Origin of the sequence: Halobaculum litoreum (assembly GCF_030127125.1) — an archaeon.
Lineage (GTDB): Archaea > Halobacteriota > Halobacteria > Halobacteriales > Haloferacaceae > Halobaculum > Halobaculum litoreum.
The window spans coordinates 2,132,415-2,150,493 of sequence record NZ_CP126156.1; the positions used below are offsets into that span (position 1 = coordinate 2,132,415).

General features: G+C 73.1%; 15 protein-coding genes and 2 pseudogenes. 5 read left to right on the top strand and 12 right to left on the bottom strand.

Features of this window, described 5'->3' with window-relative positions; translation table 11 throughout:
• Positions 1-7: 7 nt before the first annotated feature.
• The 12 genes from P0R35_RS11650 to P0R35_RS11705 form a co-directional block, all read right to left on the bottom strand.
• Complete coding sequence (locus P0R35_RS11650; protein ID WP_284012627.1) at positions 8-457, bottom strand: hypothetical protein; 450 nt, start codon at positions 455-457, stop codon at positions 8-10.
• 65 nt (positions 458-522) lie between these two features.
• Positions 523-972 carry a hypothetical protein gene (locus tag P0R35_RS11655; protein ID WP_284012628.1) on the bottom strand — a complete coding sequence of 150 codons (450 nt, stop codon included), beginning with the start codon at positions 970-972 and terminating at the stop codon, positions 523-525.
• The gene (locus P0R35_RS11660) at positions 969-1,448 is read right to left on the bottom strand and encodes a hypothetical protein (RefSeq protein WP_284012629.1); all 480 of its coding nucleotides are present in this window, start codon (positions 1,446-1,448) and stop codon (positions 969-971) included. The genes P0R35_RS11655 and P0R35_RS11660 overlap by 4 nt, the downstream gene beginning before the upstream one ends.
• Positions 1,449-2,095: 647 nt before the next feature.
• Positions 2,096-3,034, bottom strand: a complete 939-nt coding sequence (gene argF / locus P0R35_RS11665) for an ornithine carbamoyltransferase (protein WP_284012631.1) — start codon at positions 3,032-3,034, stop codon at positions 2,096-2,098.
• Positions 3,035-3,136: 102 nt separating this feature from the next.
• Entirely contained in the window at positions 3,137-4,234 is a 1,098-nt protein-coding gene (locus P0R35_RS11670; RefSeq protein WP_284012632.1) for a [LysW]-lysine hydrolase, read from the bottom strand.
• Positions 4,234-5,397 (bottom strand): aspartate aminotransferase family protein, encoded by a 1,164-nt coding sequence (locus P0R35_RS11675; RefSeq protein ID WP_284012634.1) that lies wholly within the window; start codon positions 5,395-5,397, stop codon positions 4,234-4,236. Before P0R35_RS11675 ends, P0R35_RS11670 begins: the two co-directional genes overlap by 1 nt.
• Complete coding sequence (locus P0R35_RS11680) at positions 5,394-6,338, bottom strand: acetylglutamate/acetylaminoadipate kinase (protein WP_432765006.1); 945 nt, start codon at positions 6,336-6,338, stop codon at positions 5,394-5,396. Before P0R35_RS11680 ends, P0R35_RS11675 begins: the two co-directional genes overlap by 4 nt.
• A complete protein-coding gene (gene argC / locus P0R35_RS11685; RefSeq protein WP_284012635.1) occupies positions 6,335-7,441 on the bottom strand; it encodes an N-acetyl-gamma-glutamyl-phosphate reductase in 1,107 nt (368 codons plus the stop codon). The genes P0R35_RS11680 and argC overlap by 4 nt, the downstream gene beginning before the upstream one ends.
• Positions 7,438-8,313 (bottom strand): lysine biosynthesis protein LysX, encoded by an 876-nt coding sequence (lysX, locus tag P0R35_RS11690; protein ID WP_284012637.1) that lies wholly within the window; start codon positions 8,311-8,313, stop codon positions 7,438-7,440. Before lysX ends, argC begins: the two co-directional genes overlap by 4 nt.
• Before the next feature lies 1 nt (position 8,314).
• Entirely contained in the window at positions 8,315-8,485 is a 171-nt protein-coding gene (lysW, locus tag P0R35_RS11695) for a lysine biosynthesis protein LysW (RefSeq protein ID WP_284012638.1), read from the bottom strand.
• A gap of 330 nt (positions 8,486-8,815) precedes the next feature.
• Entirely contained in the window at positions 8,816-10,324 is a 1,509-nt protein-coding gene (gene argH / locus P0R35_RS11700; protein WP_284012640.1) for an argininosuccinate lyase, read from the bottom strand.
• Between the two features lie 3 nt (positions 10,325-10,327).
• Positions 10,328-11,596 (bottom strand): argininosuccinate synthase, encoded by a 1,269-nt coding sequence (locus P0R35_RS11705; protein WP_284012641.1) that lies wholly within the window; start codon positions 11,594-11,596, stop codon positions 10,328-10,330.
• A 363-nt stretch (positions 11,597-11,959) separates the two neighbouring features.
• On the opposite strand from P0R35_RS11705, the pseudogene hemC reads away from it, so the two are divergent.
• The 5 genes and pseudogenes from hemC to P0R35_RS11730 all read left to right on the top strand — a co-directional run.
• Positions 11,960-13,090, top strand: a pseudogene (hemC, locus tag P0R35_RS11710) (hydroxymethylbilane synthase); the annotation flags it as partial.
• 258 nt (positions 13,091-13,348) lie between these two features.
• Positions 13,349-14,161, top strand: a pseudogene (cobA, locus tag P0R35_RS11715) (uroporphyrinogen-III C-methyltransferase); the annotation flags it as partial.
• A gap of 31 nt (positions 14,162-14,192) precedes the next feature.
• A complete protein-coding gene (locus P0R35_RS11720) occupies positions 14,193-14,963 on the top strand; it encodes a uroporphyrinogen-III synthase (protein ID WP_284012642.1) in 771 nt (256 codons plus the stop codon).
• A gap of 414 nt (positions 14,964-15,377) precedes the next feature.
• Complete coding sequence (locus P0R35_RS11725; protein WP_284014621.1) at positions 15,378-17,009, top strand: ammonium transporter; 1,632 nt, start codon at positions 15,378-15,380, stop codon at positions 17,007-17,009.
• Between the two features lie 342 nt (positions 17,010-17,351).
• On the top strand, positions 17,352-18,047 hold the full coding sequence (locus P0R35_RS11730; protein ID WP_284012643.1) for a CPBP family glutamic-type intramembrane protease: 696 nt from the start codon (positions 17,352-17,354) through the stop codon (positions 18,045-18,047).
• Positions 18,048-18,079: the final 32 nt, after the last annotated feature.

Genomic DNA, 18,079 nt, shown 5'->3' on the forward strand with positions numbered 1-18,079 from the left:
CCGGCGGTCACCGCCGGACGCGGCGCCACGCGAGCACCCCGCCGCGCGCCGACAGGAACCCGCCGACCGAGCCGCCGACCCCGACCACGAGGAACGCGAGAACGAACACCCACACCGGGGAGTCGGCGGGTGTCGTCGGAGCCGAACGGAGTGTCGCGACCGCCTCGCCGACGGCAACCGCGACCGTCCAGCCCGCGGCCGGGACGACGCCGAGTCCGACCGCCGGGAGCAGGCCGCCCTCCGAGAGGGCGCAGCAGCCGCCGACGACCGGCGGGCCGGCGAACACGACCGCCACGAGGACCGCCTCGTACGGCGCGGCCGACGGCCTCGGGTCGCCCGCCACGACCGACACGGTCAGTCCGACCAACACGAGCACCGCGACCACGTCGGCGAGGACGAACCACCGGAACCGACGAGGGCGGCCGCGAAGCGGGATCGCCGGCTCGGTTCGGGTCACGGCTCCCCCGACACGAGCGTCGGTGAAAAAACCCAACTCGGCGTCGGTGTCGACGCCCCGTCGGCTCACTCGCCGAGTCGCGTCGACGCGGACCGCCCCGCGCGTCCGAGGAGGTAGCCGCCGACGGCGACGACGACGCCGGCGAGTCCGAAGTACGTCGCGATGGCCCACAACGGCGCGTCGCCGGGCGTCGGCGACCGCCCGAGCAGCCGCGAGACGCCGCGGGCGACGACGACGGCGAGCGTCCACGCGACACCCGGCCCGACGCCGAGGGCGACCGCGACGAACGGGCCGCGACCGCACGCACCACGCGCCGCCGCCGGGAGCGCCGGCGAGACCAGCGCCGCCGGGATCGCGGCGTAGTAGGCGGGGCGGAGCCACCCGGAGTCGCCGAACGGCACCGACGCGAGCGTGAGGCCGACGAGCGTAGTGACGACCGCCGCCGCGACCGCGAGCGACGCGCGCTCGGCGTCGACGCTCGCAGTCCCCGCACGCGGAGCGGACGGAGGGGTCATCGGTCCCCGCGTGCGGGGCGCCTGCGCCACCCGAGGAGCGCGACCCGACCGACCGCGAACCCGGCGAGCGCGCCACACACCCCGATGACCAGAAACGCCAGCGTGATCGCCCACAGCGGGGAGTCCGCCGGCGGGAGGTCGGCGCCGGCGAGCAGCCGGACCCAGCCGACGACGAGCGCCGTCGCGGCCCACGCGAGCGACGGCGTCGCCCCCAGCGCCGCCGCCGGGAGCAGTCCGCCGCCCAGCAGGGCGGCCGCCGCGCCGACGACGGGCGGGAGCAGGAACAGCACGGCGGGGAGCGCCAGATCGTACAGGCGCCCGGACAGCGGGGCGAACCCGAGCGCGGCGACCGCCACCGTCACGAGGACGAAGCCGGCGGTGAGCGCGGCGTAGCCGGCGAGGAGCGGGCGCCAGTAGCGCGGGCGGTCCGACAGCGGGAGGAGGGCGCGGCGGACGTCGGCGGGGGCGACGGACATCGGTCGCGTGTTCCACACCGGCGATCAAAAACGTGTGGTCCGACCGGCGTCCCGTCGGATCAGCGGCGGCGAAGCCACACGGCGACACGCCGGCCGAGGGTCGTCGCCGTGCGCCCGGCGGCGAAGCCGAACGCGGCCGTCGCGACACCGAGGCCGACGAACGCCGCGACGAGTCCGAGGTCGGCCGACCCGGGAGGCGGACCGAGCGCGGGGACGACGGCCGCGACGGCGACGGCGGCGCCCCACGCGAGCGCCGGAAGCGCTCCCGCGGCGAGGGGACGGGCGGCCGTCCGCCGGCGGCCGCGTGCAGGGCGGCGAACGCGGCCGGGGCGAGGAACGCCGCGAGCAGCGCCGCGTCGAGCGGCGACGGAGACGACCACGGCGTGTCCGGGGACGCCCCGAGCGTGAGGGCCACGAGGCAGCCGGCGGCGGCGACCGTCGCCGCGCCCGACAGCCGTCGGCACCGGCGCAGCCACCGCGGGACGCCGCCCCGGCTCGTCGTGTCCGGTGGGGATCGAGCCACGTCCACACGTGAGCGGTCGAGCCGAAAAACCCGACGGCGTGTCCGGACCCGTCCGGCGGGGAGTGCCGCCGTCAGCCCCGTCGAGCCCAGTCGGCGACGGAGCCGCCCGGCTCGTTCGCGGCGACTACGTCAGCAACTCCACGAGCAGCCCCTTCTGCGCGTGCATCCGGTTCTCGGCTTGCTCCCACACGAGCGAGCGCTCCGACTCCAGCACGGCGTCGGTGACCTCCTCGCCGCGGTGGGCGGGCAGGCAGTGCATGAACGCCGCGTCGGTGCCCGCCAGCAGCTCCTCGTTCACCTGGTACCCCTCGAAGTCGGGGAGCTTCACCTCGCGGCGACCCTCCTCGCCCATGCTCACCCACACGTCGGTGTACACGACGTCCGCGTCGGCGACGGCCTCCTCGGGCGTGTCGGCGACCGTCGGCTCGGTGCCGAGTTCCGCACAGCGCTCGTACACGTCGTCCCCGAGTCCGTAGCCGTCGGGCGTGGCGACCGTGAGGTCGAGGCCGGCGAGGGCGGCGCCGACGGCGAACGAGCGTCCGACGTTGTTGCCGTCGCCGACCCACGCCGCCTGCACGTCGCTCAGGTCGCCGACCTCCTCGTGGATGGTGAGCAGGTCCGCGAGCGTCTGGCACGGGTGGGCGTCGTCGGTGAGGCCGTTGATCACGGGGACGTCCGCGTACTCCGCGAGGATCTCGGCGTTCTCGTGGGCGAACGTCCGCACCATGATCGCGTCGGCGTAGCCGCCGAGCGCGCGGGCGGTGTCCTTCAGCGGCTCGCCGTGGCCCAACTGGATCGCGTCGGGGCCGAGGAACATCGCGTGGCCGCCGAGTTGGGTCATGCCCGTCTCGAAGCTGGCGCGCGTCCGGGTCGAGGGCTTCTCGAACAGCATCGCGAGCGTCGTCCGCGGGAGCTGGGTGAGGTCCTTGCCGGCCTTCAGGTCGGAGGCGCGCGCGAGGACCGTCGCGAGTTGGTCGCCGGTCAGGTCGTCGATGTCGAGGAAGTCGCTCGGGAACGCGTCGGTGTCGTCGTCGGTCATCGTGGGTGTCGTGTTCGTGCTCATGCTGGGTCGCGGGTCGGTGGTGTGTGGGGTGTCGGTGTGGGACTCGTCGTGCGGGCGCGGCAGAACGGAGCGGGCGACGTGGGACGCCGGGGCCGCCGTGGGTCAGTCGTCGGCTCGGTCCCGCAGGCGGCCCGCGGCGTCGGTCAACACCTCGACCGCGCGGTCGAACTCCGCGAGGGGGAGGCGTTCGTCGGGCGCGTGGTCCAGCGAGGAGTCGCCGGGGCCGTACGTCGCCATCGGCACGTCCCACGCGCCGGCGAAGATGTTCACGTCGGCGGTGCCGGTCTTGCGGAGCAGGCGGGGCTCGCCGCCCGCCCGGCGGATGCCGCCGCGGATCGCGGTGGCGACGGGGTCGCGCGGGTTCCCCATCACGGGCGGGATGGGCTCGTCCCAGTGGACGGTGCCGGCCTCCAACTCGGCGTCGGCGCGTTCGCGGACGTCCTCGGGGTCGAGCGACGGCGGGACGCGGAACTGCACGTCCATCGTCGCCTCCATCGACAGGCCGTCGTCGGAGAGGCCGCCCTCGATGTCGACCGGCTTGGTCGTCACCTGCTCGAACACGGCGCCGTAGTCGTAGTAGTCGAACGCGTCCTCGACGCGGCGCCACCAGTGCATCGCGTGTTCGACGGCGTTGGGGTCGGGGCGCGAGGTGTGGCCCGACTCGCTCGTCGCCACGTAGGTGCCGGAGATCAGTCCGCGGTACCCGAGGGTGACGGCGTCCCAGCCGGACGGCTCGCCGTTGATCACCGCGCCGGGGGCGTCGCGCGTCTCGACGAGGTGGCGCGCGCCCCCGGAGTCGGTCTCCTCGCGGACGACGCCGGCGAACGACACGCCCGTCTCGACGGCCGCGACCGCCATCGCCGCGAGCGGGCCGGTCGCGTCGACGCTGCCGCGCCCCCACAGCACGGGGCCGTCGGCGTCGAGGTCCTCGTCGCCGTCGGCGACGTCGACGGGCACGTCGCCCGGGACGGTGTCGACGTGGGAGGTGAGCAGGACGGCGTCGTCGGCGGGCGCGCGGACGTTCCCCACCTCGTCGGTGTACGCCTCGCGGCCGTGGGCCTCGAAGAACTCGACGAGCACGTCGGCCGCCGCCGCCTCCTCGCCCGACACCGAGGGCGTCGACACGAGGTCGTACAGCAGTTGCCGGCCCTCCGTGTCGAGCGCGTCGGTCGCCTCCATCGGGTTCGGGACGACCATCATCACAGCACCTCCGTCAGCGCGTCGACCACCTCGCGGGCGTGGCCCTCGTTCACCACGAGCGGCGGGAGCAGGCGGACGACGGAGCGACCCGCGGGCAGCGCGAGCACCTGGTGGTCGATCGCCAGATCGCGCAGGTAGCGGTTCGCGCCGCGCTTCACCTCGACGCCGATCATCAGTCCCTCGCCGCGCACCTCGCGCACGGGGAGGTCGTGGTCGGCGACCGCCTGTTCCAACTCGGTGGCGAGGTAGTTCCCGACGCTCGCCGCGTTGGCGGGCACGTCGTTGGCGACCAGCTCCTCCAGCGTCGCGTTCGCCGCGGCGGCGACGACCGGGTTGCCCGAGAACGTCGAGCCGTGGCTGGCGGCGCCGTCGGCGATCCAGTCGGCACACAGCGTCGCGCCCAGCGGGAGGCCGGAGGCGACGCCCTTCGCCGTGGTGAGGACGTCCGGCGTGACGCCGACGCCCTCGCACGCCCAGATGTCGCCCGTGCGGCCCAACCCGGTCTGGATCTCGTCGAACACCAGCGCCGCGCCCGCGTCCTCGGTGAGGTCGCGCGCCGACTGCAGGTAGTCGGGGTCTGCGGGGTTGATCCCGCCCTCGCCCTGAACGGGTTCGAGGAACACCGCGGCCGTCTCGTCGTCGACGGCCTCCGCGAGCGCCTCGGTGTCGCCGTAGTCGACGAACTCGACGCCGCCGGCGACCGGTTCGAACGGGGCGCGGTACTTCTTCTTCCACGTCATCGCGAGCGCGCCCAGCGTGCGACCGTGGAAGCCGCGCTTGGTGGCGACGATCTTCTCGCGGCCCGTGGCCGAGCGGGCGAACTTCATCGCCGCCTCGTTCGCCTCGGTCCCGGAGTTGCACAGCCACACCTTCGAGATGTCGCCCGGCGCGACCGCGCCGAGGCGCTCGTACAGTTCCGTGCGGGCGGCGTTCGGGTACGACGCCTGCACGTACAGCAACTCGGCGGCCTGTTCCTGCACCGCGTCGACGACGGCGGGCGGGCAGTGCCCCAGCGGCGTGCAGGCGTAGCTCGCGCCGAAGTCGAGGTACTCGGTGCCGTCCTCGGCGGTGAGGTGGACGCCCTCGCCCGACTCGATGGGGATGGGTTTCTCGCCGAAGACGAACCCCTCGCCCGCGTCCGACAGGTCCTCGAAGACGCTCATCCGTCCACCTCCGCGTCCGCGGCGGCGGCGTCCGCGGCCGACTCCTCGACGACGGCCGAGCGCTCGATGCGCGTGCCGGTGCCGTCGAGCGCCGCGACGATGGGGTCGCGGACGTTCGCGTCGGCGACGGTGACCGCGGTGGCGCCCGATTCGAGCGCCTCGGTCGCGGCCATCACCTTCCGGGTCATGAACCCCTCGGCGGCGTCGGCGAGCGCGTCGTACTCGGCGCCCGTGGCGACCGACTCGATGAGCGTGTCGGGGTCGTCCGGGTCCGCGTACACGCCGGAGACGTCCGTCAGGATCACCAGTTCGGCGCCGAGCGCGCCGGCGACGGCCGCGGCCGCGCGGTCGGCGTCCGTGTTGACGGGGGTGCCCTCGCTGTCGGACTCCATCCCGAACATCGGCGGCGACACGACCGGGGTGTAGCCGTCCGCGAGCAGGGTCGACAGGAGCCCGTCGTTCACCTGCTTCGGTGTGCCCGAGTGGTCGCCGCGCTTGATCTTCTTCTTGCCGTCCTCGACGACGCGGACCGCCGACTTGCGCGGGCCGGTGAGGAGGCCGCCGTCGACGCCCGACAGCCCCACGGCGTCGACGCCGGCGTTCTTGAGGGCGGCGACGAGGTCGGTGTTCACCTGCCCCGCCAGCGCCATCGTGAACGCCTCCATCGTCTCGGCGTCGGTGAAGCGGCCGGTGACGCCCGAGGGCGTCTCGACGTACTCCGCGTCCTTCCCGAGGTCGGCGAGCAGGTCGTCGACGGCCGTGGAGCCGCCGTGGACGACGACCACGTCGCGGCCGTTGGCGACGAGGTGGGCCACGTCGCCGACCGCGCCCGCGGGGTCGACGGCGCGGGCGCCGCCGAGCTTCACGACGACGGGCGGGCCGTCGCCGCCGTCGGAGCGGATCTCGCCGTTCGCCACCGCGGCGGCGCCGGGCCAGCTCACGGCGCCCCCACGGGGTGGAGCCCCTGGAATTCGAGTCCGGCCGTCTCGTCGAGTCCGAGCGCGACGTTGGCGGCGTGGACCGCCTGCCCCGCCGCGCCCTTCATCACGTTGTCGATGGCCGAGAACGCGACGACGCGGCCGTTGCTCGGGTCGAGTTCGAAGCCGACCTCGGCGTAGTTCGTCCCGGCCACGGCCTTCGGCTCGGGGTAGCGGTACACGCCGCCGCCGCCCGCGACGAGGCGGACGAACGGCTCGTCGTCGTACGCCTCGCGGTACGCGCCCCACAGGTCGCCCGTGGTGACGCGCTCCGCCGGGAAGGCGTGACACGTCGCCGCCGCGCCGCGGGTCATGTCCACGGCGTGGACGGTGAACGCGAGCGACAGGCCCAGCTCCTGCTGGATCTCCGCCTCGTGGCGGTGCCCCGTCGGCGCGTACGGACGGACGACGCCGGAGCGCTCGGGGTGGCTCGACGCCGCCCCGCCGCCCGCGCCGCCCTCCGAGGAGCCGACCTTGAGGTCCGCGACGACGCGGTCGTCGGGCGTGATCACGCCCGAGTCGACGAGCGGCTTGAGCGCCAGCATCGTCGCCGTCGCGTTGCAGCCGCCGGAGGCGATCAGATCCGCGCCTTCGAGCTTCTCGCGCCCCAGTTCCGGGAGGGCGTAGGCGGCGTCGGCGATGTGCTCGGGCGCGGTGTGCCCGTCGTACCACTCGTCGTAGGCGGCTTCCTCGTTCAGGCGGAAGTCCGCCGAGAGGTCGACCACCGTGCCCGCGGCGTCGCGGAACGTGTCGATGTGCTCCATCGAGACGCCGTGCGGGGTGGAGGCGAACAGCACGTCCACGGAGTCGAGCTCCTCCGGCGAGGAGAAGCGCAGGTCGACCCCGCGCAGGTTCGGGTGGACGTAGCCGAGCGTCTTGTTCTCGTACTCGCGGCTCGTCGCCTGCACGAGGTCGAAGTCGGGGTGGCCGGTGAGCAGACGGCACAGCTCGCCGCCCGCGAAGCCGGAGGCGCCGACGACCGACGCGGTGAGGGTTGCGCCGTGCTCACGGGTCGCTTCGCTCCCCGTTCGCGTCGAGGACTCGCCGCGCTCGTCCTCGCCCGTCATGCGGTCATCACGGCTTCGTCCGCCACCTCGGCTTTCAGTTCGAGCCAGTCGACGACCGCCGCGGGCACGTCGACCGCGCTCGCCTCGTTCAGCGCCTTGAACTCGACCGTGTGGTTCACCTCGTGGACCGTGTACTCCCCGTCGGCCGTCTCCATCAGGTCGACGCCGAGGAGGCCGCCGCCGACCGCGTCGCTGGCGGTCGCGACGAGGTCCCTCGCCTCCTCGTCCAACTCGAAGTCGGCCGTCTCGCCGCCCTTCGCGGCGTTGGTGAGCCAGTGGTCCGAGGAGCGCGTCATCGCGGCGACCGGCTCGCCGTCGCACGCCAGCACGCGGATGTCGCGGCCGGGCTTGTCGACGTACTCCTGCACGTAGAACACCTTGTGCTCGTAGTGCCCGAGGGTCGCCTTGTGTTCGAGGATGGCCTCGGCGGCCGTCTCGGAGTCGATCTTGGCCATCAGCCTGCCCCACGAGCCCACGACGGGCTTGATCACGCACGGGTAGCCGAACGCCTCGATGGCGTCCATCGCGGCCTCCTTCGTGAACGCGACCTCCGTCGCCGGGGTGGGCACCCCGGCCGCCTCCAGCGCGAGGCTGTTCTTCACCTTGTCCGCGCAGACGGCGGCCGTCTCCGGCGCGTTGATCGTCGGGACGCCGTACGCCGCGAGGAACCGCGTCGCGTACAGCGAGCGCGAGGTGGCGAGACAGCGGTCGAGCACCAGATCGCAGTCGAGCACGTCCGCGGTCGTCTCCGACAGGCCGAACCGCTGCTTGCGCACGTCGACCTTGACGACCTCGTGGCCGCGCTCGCGCAGCTCCGAGAGGAGGAGCTTCTCGTCTTTCCGGATCCGGGAGTAGAGCAGGCCGAGCTTCATCTCACTCCCCCCAGTCCTCTTCGAGCTCGGGTGCCCGATCGAGGACCGGCGGGGAGACGTCGACGACTTCCAGCTCGGCACCGCACGTCTCACAGTCGACGATCTCTCCGACCTCCAGGTCGTCGTGCAGGGCCACCGTGCCCCCGCACTCGACGCATTCGGCTTCGGTCATGATGTACCTCACAGTACCCCGTTGGGAGACTTTAATCCGTCGATATTGTCAGCGAAAAATAAAGACGGAGACGTCGCTACCGGGCGGCAGCGGACGGGTCGGCGCGGATCTCGAATCCGATGTTCGAAATCTGAGTAGTGTGGGCCCCGAGGGGGGGCCGGCGGGGCCACCGCCGCCGGCGGGCGTGGGCGCGGGGCGGTGGCCTCGACCGGACGCGGCGACGGTCGCGGTCGTCGTCGCGGGCGTCGCCCCCGCGGCGGCGCCGTCGCTCGCGGCCGGGCGAGCGGTCGTCGTCGAGGGACGTGTCCGGTCATGGTCGGTGTGGGGCGGTCAGACGTAGTCGGCGACCGCGTCGGCGAGGCCCGCCTCGGCGGTCGCGAGCGCGTCGCGGCGGGCGGCGAGGGCGGCCTCGTGGTCGCCGTACGTGTCGGTCATTCGGGCGAGGGAGTCGACGACGGCGGCGGGCGCGGGGCCGCCGCGCGAGTCGCGCGCGGCGACGCTCCCCGCCGGGTCCAGCGCCGTGTCGAGGGTCTCCTCGCTCACGTACTCGTACAGGGACTCCCCAAGTACCTCTTGTGCGGCCGAGTCAAGATTTGCGGCGAGCGTCCCCGCGTCCGCGTCGTCCGGGGCGGCCGCGGCGGCCTCGGCGACCACCTCGTGGGCGGTGCGGAACGGGATCCCCGCCGCCGCCAGCGCGTCCGCGACGCCGGTCGCCGTCGAGAAGCCCGCGCCCGCGTCGGCGGCACACGCGTCGGCGTCCCACTCGCCCGTCGCGACCGCGCCGGCGACGACCTCGGTCGCCTCGGTCGCGTCGTCGACGGCGTCCCACGCGTGCGGCGTCGCGCGCTGGAGGTCGCGGTTGTACGCCCGCGGCAGCCCCTTCAGCGTCGTGAGCAGCCCCGTGAGGTCGCCCGACACGTCGCCCGCGACCGCGCGGGCGAGTTCGAGCGTGTCCGGGTTCACCTTCTGGGGCATGATCGACGACGTCGACGCGTAGTCGTCGGAGGGGTCGAAGTAGCCGTCCTTCGCGTGCTCGATGAGGTCCGTCGCGAGCCCCGACAGCGTCGCCGTCAGGTTCGCGAGCGCGGCCGTCCCCTCGACGAGGAAGTCGCGCGCGGAGGCGGCGTCGGTCGCGTTCTCGACGACGCCGTCGAAGCCGAGCAGGGCGGCGGTGCGCTCGCGGTCCACGTCGAACGTGGTACCGCCGAACGCCGCGCCGCCCAGCGGCGACACGTTCGTCGTGTCGAACGCCGCCAGCAGGCGCGCGGTGTCGCGCTCGACGGCGCCCGCGTACGACGACAGGAAGTGCCCGACCGTCACGGGCTGGGCGTACTGGCGGTGGGTGAACCCCGGCAACACGGTGTCGGCGTGGGCGGCCGCGGCGTCGAGCAGCGCCTCGCGCAGCGCGAGCGTCGTCTCGGCCGCGTCGAGCAGGTCCGCGCGGTAGCGGTAGCGGATGCACGCCGCCACCTCGTCGTTGCGCGAGCGGGCGGTGTGCATCTTCCCGCCGACCGGACCGACCTCGGCGACGACCGCCGACTCGATGGCCTCGTGGACGTCCTCGCCGTCGGGGAGCGCGCCGTGGCCGGCCGACTCCACCTCGTCGAGGCCCGCGAGGATCGCGGCGGCCTCGTCGTCGCCGACGATGCCCCGTTCCGCGAGCATCACCGTGTGCGCGCGGTCGACCGCGAGGTCGGCGGCGAAGATGCGCTCGTCGGCCGCGAGGCTCGACATGAACCCGCGGGCCGGGCCGCCGGCGAAGCGGTCGCGGCGGACCACGGTCTCGGCGTCGCCGTCGGCGTCCGCGTCCGCGTCGGCCGCGTCCTCGCCGGCAGTCATCGCTTACTCCTCCGTCTCGTGGCCGCCGTCGGCTTTCAGCTTCTCCCCCTCGTCGTCCTCCTCGTCCGTCTCCTGGCGCTCCTTCACGCCGGCGAGCACTTGGTTGGCGAGGCGCTCCTGGAAGCCGTGGTACTTCGCGACGCCCGTCGCGTCGGCCTGCTCGATGCCGTCGACGGTCTCGGTGTTGAACGAGGCGGCCGACTCGGAGTAGACGCCGTACTCGGAGTCGCGCGCGACGGGGCGGCACTGGCCGCCCTGCAGTTTCACCGTCACCGTCCCGGTCACCTTCTCCTGTCCGGCGTCGAGGTACCCCTCCAGCGAGTCCACGAGCGGGGAGCTCACGAGGCCCTTGTACCCCTGCTGGGCCCACTGGTCGTCGACCTGCTGTTTGAAGTCGCGCTCGGACTTGGTGAACACGAGCTGTTCGAGCGCCTCGTGGGCCGTCAGCAGGACGGTCGCCGCGGGGTGCTCGTAGTTCTCGCGCACCTTCAGCCCGAGCATGCGGTCCTCCATCATGTCCGTGCGGCCGACGCCGTACGCGCCCGCGAGCTCGTTCAGCTCCTCGATGAGCGCGACGGGGTCCAGCGCCTCCCCGTTCAGCGTGACGGGGTAGCCCATCTCGAAGCCGATCTCGACCAGCTCCTCGCCGTCGACCGCGCCGGGCGTGGTCGTCCAGTCGTAGATGTCCTCCGGCGGCACGTACGTCGGGTCCTCGAGGTCGTCGCCCTCGACCGAGCGCGACCAGAGGTTCGTGTCGATCGACCACGCGCCCTCGTTGCCGCCCTCGACGGGCAGGTCCTTCTCGTCGGCGTACTCGATCTCCCACTCGCGGGTGAGGCCGAGTTCGCGCACGGGCGCGATGACCTCCTTGTCGGAGGCGCGCCACACCGTCTCGAAGCGGAGTTGGTCGTTCCCCTTCCCCGTGCAGCCGTGGGCGAGGGCGTCGCAGTCGTGCTCCTCGGCGACGCCGAGGATGGCCTCCGCGATCACCGGACGCGCCAGCGCCGTCCCGAGCGGGTACCCCTGGTACGTGGCGTTGGCGCGCACGGAGTCGAAACACAGCTCCGCGAACTCCGCTTTCGCGTCGACGACGTAGTGTTCGAGGTCGAGCGCCTCGGCGGTCTCCTCGGCCTCGGCGAACTCCTCTGCCGGCTGGCCGACGTCGACCGTGACGCCGACGACTTCGTCGTAGCCGTACTCCTCCTCGAGGAGCGGGACGCACACCGTGGTGTCGAGTCCGCCGCTGAACGCGAGGGCAACACGCTTTGTCATACCCACCACTCGAACGTCGACACCAATAAATTCGGCGTTTTCGTGGCATGGAATTTAATCGCGGACTGCACGCTACCCGGAGGAAGAGCGATCGAGTCGGGACGAGGGGAGAGGAGTGGTGTGGGCCTATCGGCCCGGTCGTCGCGGCGCGGAGACTCGGCTCCGGGCCGCGGCACCTCGGACGCGTCGCTCGGCGGAGGAGCGGACGTGAGCGACGGCGTCTGCTGTCACGGTCGAACGGTTCGGCCGGATCCACATAAACCGTACCGGTTCGGCGACGTTTGCGCGCGCGTGGCGTGTCGTCACACACCGGCGGGTCGGCGAAGCGAACCCGTTTTCCCCGGTCGTGCCGGAGTTCGGGACATGACATCCGGGACGCTGCGGCTCGCCACCCGCGGCTCCGACCTCGCGCTCCGACAGGCGGCCGGCGTGCAGGAGCGGCTCTCCTCGCGCCGGCGCGACGTGGAGCTGGTCGAGGTGGAGACGCGCGGCGACCGGCTCGACGAGGAGCTGATCACGAGACTGGGACGGACCGGCGCGTTCGTCCGCGCGCTCGACGAGCGCGTGCTCGCGGGCGACGTCGACGCCGCGGTCCACTCGCTGAAGGACATGCCCACCGAGGCGCCCGACGACCTCGTCGTCGCGGCCGTCGGCGAGCGCGCGCCCGCCGGCGACGTGCTCGTCACGCGCGACGGGGGCGACCTCTCGGCCCTCCCGCGCGGGGCGGTCGTCGGCACCTCGTCGCTGCGCCGGAAGGCGCAGGTGCTCGCCGAGCGGCCCGACCTCGAGGTGCGGCCGCTGCGGGGGAACGTCGACACGCGGCTCCAGAAGCTGATCGCGCCCGCCCTCCAGGCCGAACACGAGCGCCGGCTCGAACTCGAGGAGGCCGAGGGCGACGAGAGCCAGGCGAGTTTCCGGGACAACGACGACGACGAGGAGGGGCGCAGCGTCGAGGAGTGGTTCGACGACCTCTCGGAGTTCCAGCGCCGCGCGCTGGAGCACGACCTCGACCACGAGTACGACGCCATCGTGCTCGCGGAGGCCGGCCTCCGGCGCTCGGACCTGTTCTACCGCGACGAGTACGAGGTCGAGCGCCTCGACCGCGCGAGCCACGTCCCCGCGCCCGGGCAGGGCGCCGTCGCCGTCACCGCCAGCGACCCCGACGTGATCGAGGCCGTCCGCAAGGCGCTCGACCACGAGCCGACCCGCGTCGCCACCAGCGTCGAGCGCACCGTGCTCGCGGAGTTGGGCGGCGGCTGTATCGCCCCCATCGGCGTCAACGCGCTCGTGCAGGGCGAACACGTCAAGACCCGCGTCCGGGTGCTGTCGGCCGACGGCGACACCGAGGTGTCGGCGACCCGCGACCTCCCGCTGCGTACGTACCGCGAGGCCGCCGCCGAGTTCGCCGCCTCCCTGCGCGAGCAGGGCGCGGCCGAACTCATCGCCGCGGCCAAGCGCGCCGCCGGCGACGGCGACGCCGCCCGCGACGACGAACCCGCGGACGGCGGACCCGCGGCCGACGACGCGGACGAGGCGGGCGCCGGCACCACCGACGACGCCGACGACGCGGCCGACGAGGCGGGCGCCGGCACCACCGACGGCGCCGACGACGCGGCCGACGAGGCGGGCGCCGGCACCACCGACGACGACGCCGACGACGTGGATGAAGCGGGCGCCGGCACCACCGACGACGCCGACGACGCGGCCGACGACGGCTGGCCCGAGGTCGGCTCCACGGACAGGGGGGAGTAGATGACCGACGACCGCGACACCCCCGAGGGGGGCTTCGTCTCGCTGGTCGGCTCCGGCCCCGGCGACCCCGACCTGCTCACGGTGAAGGCCGCGCGCCTGCTGGAGGAGGCGGACGTGGTGCTCCACGACAAGCTCCCGGGCCCGGAGATCCTCGGCTCTATCCCCGAGTCGAAGCGCGAGGACGTCGGCAAGCGCGCCGGCGGCGAGCGCACCAGCCAGGAGTACACGAACGACCGGCTCGTCGAACTCGCGCGCGAGGGCAACCACGTCGTCCGCCTGAAGGGGGGCGACCCGTTCGTGTTCGGGCGCGGCGGCGAGGAGGCCGACCACCTCGCGGCCCACGGCGTCCCGTTCGAGGTCGTCCCGGGCGTCACCTCGCCCATCGCCGCGCCGGGCGTCGCGGGCATCCCCGTCACCCACCGCGACCACGCCTCCTCCGTCTCGTTCGTCACGGGCCACGAGGACCCGACGAAAGACGAGTCCGCCGTCGACTGGGGCGCCCTCGCCGCCACCGGCGGCACCGTCGTCGTCCTGATGGGCGTCGGGAAGCTCCCGCTGTACACCGCCGAGTTGCTCGACGCCGGGATGGACCCCTCGACGCCCGTCGCGCTCGTCGAGCGCGGCACGTGGCCCGGGATGCGCGTCGCCACGGGGACGCTCGCCGACATCGTCGACGTGCGCGACGAGGCCGGGATCGAGCCGCCAGCCATCACCGTGATCGGCGAGGTGGCGGCGGGACGCGAGCGCGTGGTCGAGTTCCTCCGCGGCCGCGGCGGGGCGGACGCGACCGCCGGCGGCGACGGAGCGCCCGAGGGAGCCGACGCCGACGCCCGGGGGCCGACGAATGAGCCGGGACGCCGACCGGCCGCGCGTGGCGGTGTTCCGCCCGGACGACGAGCGCCTGACCGAGGCGGTCGCGACGCTCGACGAGTTGGGCGTCGAGGCGGTCGCCGACCCGATGCTGGCGGTCGACCCCACCGGCGCGGTTCCCGAGCCGGCCGACTGGATCGTGTTCACCTCCAAGACCGGCGTCGAGTTGGCAGCCGAGGCGGGCTGGTCGCCCGCGGACGCGCGGCCCGGCGACGCCGGCTCCCGCCCGGCGCTGGCGTGCATCGGGCCCGCGACGGCCGACGCCGCCGACGCCGCCGGCTGGACGGTCGACCTGATCCCCGACGAGTACTCCTCGACCGGGCTCGTCGCGGCGTTCCGCGCGGTCGGCGTCGACGGCGCCCGGATCGAGGTGGCCCGCTCGGACCACGGCAGCCCCGTCCTACTGGAGGGCCTGCGCGACGCCGGCGCCCGCGTGCACGAGACCGTCCTCTACGAGTTGGTGCGGCCGGCGGGGAGCGGCGACTCGGCCGAGGCGGCCGCCCGCGGCGACCTCGCTGGCGCGTGTTTCACCTCCTCGCTCACGGTCGACCACTTCCTCGACGCGGCCGTCGAGCGCGGCGTCCGCGACGACGCGGTCGCCGGCCTGAACGACGCCGTCGTCGGCTGTATCGGCCACCCGACCCGCGAGACCGCCGAGGACCGCGGCGTCGCCGTCGACGTCGTGCCCAGCGAGGCGTCGTTCCGGACGCTCGCGGAGGCGGTCGTCGCCGAGTTGGACGCCTGATCGCCGCGGAGCCGTCCCGGGCCCGACGTTCACGATCCTTCCGCAACGATCCCGGCCGATCGACGAGCGCGTGCGAGCGATTTCCACGCGATCCGGCCGGATCGCGTGTTAATATACCACTCGAGCTACACTACGGGCGTCGGGATCCCGTGCAACATTTGCCACGCGTGTCGCGATGTTACAACCTTATATGGCCTATATTCACCTGAAGATTCGACGGTCATCCGAATATGCACATTAGAATCCGACAATGTCAACTCAAGGGTTTATGTGCTTTCGAATCAGGCTGACTCGCGTGCAGATGTGCGAGAACGACACGGAATACGCGGTAACGATGAACGAACGCGGGACGAGTGAGGTGGGGGCGTGAGTCTCCTCCAGGTCGACCCCGCCGTACTGGCGGAAGGTGTCAACATGCTGTGGGTGCTCGTGGTCACCTTCCTCATCTTCTTCATGCACGCCGGCTTCGCGATGCTGGAGGCCGGGCAGGTGCGCTCGAAGAACGTGGCGAACCAGCTGACGAAGAACCTCCTGACGTGGTCGGTCGGCGTGGTGATGTTCTTCCTCGTCGGCGCCGGGGTCTCCACGCTGGTCGGCGGCTTGACCGGCGGCGGGGGGTACTCCATCGCGGGCTCCTTCGGGGTCCTGACCACCGAGAACTCCGCCGACTGGGTCGGCTGGCTGTTCGGCGCGGTGTTCGCCATGACCGCGGCGACCATCGTCTCCGGGGCGGTCGCCGGCCGCATGAAGCTCCGCGCGTACGTGAGCTACACCATCCTGCTGGCGGCGGTCATCTACCCGGTGGTCACCGGCCTGACGTGGGCCGGCGGCTTCCTCGCGAACCTCGGCTTCGCGGACTTCGCGGGCGGCATGATCGTCCACGGCATGGGCGGTATCGCCGGCCTGACGGCGGCGTACGTCGTCGGTCCGCGCATCGGCCGCTACAACGACGACGGCTCGGTCAACGTCATCCCCGGCCACTCGCTGCCGTTCGCGGTGCTGGGGACGCTCGTGCTCGCGTTCGGCTGGTACGGCTTCAACGTCGGCACCGCCGCCTCGGTGTTCGCCGTCGAGAACGGCGAACTCACCCTCGGCGCGTTCTCCTACGTGGGGCGCGTCGCCTTGACCACCACCCTCGGGATGGCCGCCGGCGCCATCGGCGCGGCCGCCGTCTCGATGTACAAGACCGGCAAGGTCGACACGCTGTACGTCGCCAACGGCCTGCTGGCCGGCCTGGTCGGCATCACCTCGAACACGGACGCGATCATCTGGCCCGGCGCCCTGGTCATCGGCCTGCTGGCCGGCGCCCAGCTCCCGATCGTCTTCGAGTTCGTCGAGAAGCGCCTCAAGATCGACGACGTGTGTGCGGTGTTCCCCGTCCACGGTTCGGCGGGTGTGCTGGGCGCGGTGCTGCTGCCGTTCTTCGCGACGAGCGGCTTCACGGTCGGCTCGCTGGTCGCGCAGGTCGTCGGCGTCGCCGTCATCGCGGCGTGGACCGTCGGCGCGACCGCCGTCGTCTTCGGCGTCATCAAGGCGATGGGCGAGATCCGCGTCACCCGTGACCACGAGCTCGCGGGCCTCGACGCCTCCGAGCACGGCGTCGACACCTACCCAGAGTTCGGTCGTCCCGACACCGCCGCCGACGGCGGCTTCGTCGAGGAGAACGGCATCGTCCGCCCCGACGGCGGCGAGGCCAACGACGGCGGCATCAAGATGGTGACGGCGTTCATCCGCCCCGACAAGCTCTCGGCCGTGAAGGAGGGCCTCGCGGAGGTCGGCGCCCCGTCGCTGACCGTGACGAACGTCTCCGGTCGCGGCAGCCAGCCCGCCAAGAAGGGCCAGTGGCGCGGCGAGGAGTACACGGTCGACCTCCACCAGAAGGTGAAGCTCGAGTGCGTCGTCGCCGAGATCCCCGCCGGCGACGTCGCGGAGGCGATCCGCGACGCCGCCCACACCGGCGAGAAGGGCGACGGCAAGGTGTTCGTCATGCCCGTCGAGCAGGCGTACCAGATCCGTACCGGCGAGACCGGCCGCCCGGCCGTCTGAGGGCGCGCCGACTCGCCGCCTCGGATCCGATCGGATCGGATCGAACCGACTGCCGACCGCCGGACGTCCGCCCCGTAGCCGGCGCGGACGCGGCCGTCGGGGGCACGCGCAGGAGGCCCCACTGGTACTGGTGCACCCCTCCGCGCGACCGCCACCGTGCCACGTTCCGTGTCACCGCCCCCGCGGCCGCCGTAGCCGCCTTACCGGGTGACGCGTCCGGCCACACCGCGACGGCCCACAGCCCGTCGCGACTCGTCGCCCGTCTTCTGCCCTCGACAGCTTCGTCGACAGCGACGGCATCGGACGGAACCTTCTTGACAACCGCCCGAAAAGACCGGCACCGTGGCAGTCGACCCGCTACTCGGCGTCGGACTCGTCGTCGCACTCGCCGGATTCCGACTTCGGAGCGTCGTGTTCGACGCGCTCGGCGTCGACCTCGACGGACTGTGGTCGCACGCGAGCAAGTGGCTCGTCCCCGGGACGTTGCTCGTAGTCGCCGCCGCACAGGGGCTCGTCCCCGCGGACCTCGGGTGGACCGTCGGCTCCCCCCTCCGCTTCCTCGGCCGGGTCGCCGCCGGGACCGTCGTGCTGGTGGGCGCGAGTGTGCTTACAGCGCCGCTGTTCGAACGGCTCGGCGACGAGAACGAGGCGCTGGAGGCGGGGATGGCCGAGTTGGCGGACACGAGCCCCGCGGGGAAGGTGTTCGTCGGCGTCACCGCAGGGACGACCGAGGAGGTGGCGTTCAACGGGTACGCGCTCGAACGACTCGCGGTGCTCACCGGGAACCCGCCGCTGGCCGGCGCGGTCACGGCGACGGCGTTCGTGCTGGGCCACTGGGGAGAACAGTGGGGTCTCTCGGCCGTGCTCCGGATCGCACAGCCGGCGCTCCTCGTCACCGGGTTGTACCTCTACTGGCGCTCGCTCCCTGTGCTGATCGCGGTCCACGCCATCAACGACGTCCTCGGCCTGTTCCTCGCTCCCGACACCGACGGCACCGACGGGACCGGCGAAGCCGCCGCGGCGACCGCGACCCAGTAACGCCTTTGCGGGTCACCCTCGAAGGCCAGCGC